The organism is Camelimonas fluminis (genome assembly GCF_014656355.1).
In the GTDB taxonomy this organism is placed as follows: Bacteria; Pseudomonadota; Alphaproteobacteria; order Rhizobiales; family Beijerinckiaceae; genus Camelimonas; species Camelimonas fluminis.
Genome location: NZ_BNCG01000161.1, coordinates 1 through 759 on the forward strand (window position 1 = coordinate 1; position 759 = coordinate 759).

The following is a 759-nucleotide window of genomic DNA, read 5'->3' on the forward strand; positions in this document are numbered from 1 at the left end:
ATGTCAATCGGACTCCGCAAATGGGCGCATGGGTTCTGATCAGAGAGTCTTGGTATAAGCCCGATCGCGTTCGAGGCGCGCGTGGCATAATGAGATGGGTGACCGGCGCAAAACCGGTACAAGTCCACCCAGCCCGTTTCAAACGACAGGTCCGGCTCGCGCTCGGGATCGTAGGCTAGCCGCAACGCTGTTGCCTTGCCGAGCTCACACTCGCTCTCGTCGCCCTCGACGTTTGCTTTCAACATCCATCCGAAGGGGATGCATGCTGCGGAATAGGCTTCGATCCGCAGCTTCGTCTCGCCGAAATGGCCGTGCGTCGTAGGGCTCGAAAGTTTGTAGGGGTGCTGCTTGGTCAGAACGATGTCGTGATCGCACATGAAGCTGACGCGCTCATCGACACATGGCGGTAGCTCCGACGGCGCGAGCTCATCGAACAGCTTTCCCGCAACAGCATCCTGATTGTCGCGTTTTACCGACGCGATGCGTCCGAGGACCAGACATGAGGTGTTCGCTGACGGGGCAGTGCAGACACGCCCATTCCAGCCACCATCATGCCAAGGCGCACGTATCGTTATGTGCTGCCACGGCAGCTGTCCGGAACCTGCGATCATCTCTCCCCCCTCAATAAACGTCGCCAAACCACCTTGCGGAAGCTTCTATCGATACTAGTCATTTTATCCCCCGCAAGATTCCGAGAACTGTAAGCGGTGTCCCGGCGCCACCTTTCGCTCTGGGGTGCGAATGGTGATGCTCGAAGCG

General features: G+C 58.4%; 1 pseudogene. It reads right to left on the reverse strand.

The window, feature by feature from the left end:
• A pseudogene (locus IE243_RS22970) lies at window positions 1-611 on the reverse strand (hypothetical protein); the annotation flags it as partial.
• Window positions 612-759: the final 148 nt, after the last annotated feature.